Below are 218 nucleotides of genomic sequence, written 5' to 3' on the forward strand. Positions count from 1 at the left end.
GCAACGCAAGCTCAATTACAAGCGATCAAAGATCAATTAGATGCATTGAAAGGTACAGCACAAGGCTTGGTAGATGCATTACCTGAATCAGCAGCTAAAGATAGCTTAGATGCTCGTTTAGATGCTTTAGATACAGTTGTACCAGCAGTGAACGATACAGATAGCAATGGTATTGCTGATGATGTTGATGCCGCGATTGCAGCAGCAACACAAGCGGT

1 protein-coding gene is annotated in these 218 nt (G+C 43.1%); it reads left to right on the plus strand.

From position 1 onward, the window contains the following. Nucleotides 1–218, plus strand: a 218-nt coding sequence (locus tag AC1M9A_RS14485) for a GA-like domain-containing protein (RefSeq protein ID WP_481610503.1), incomplete at both ends; no start/stop codon positions are given.

The organism is Acinetobacter sp. ANC_7634 (assembly GCF_056779875.1).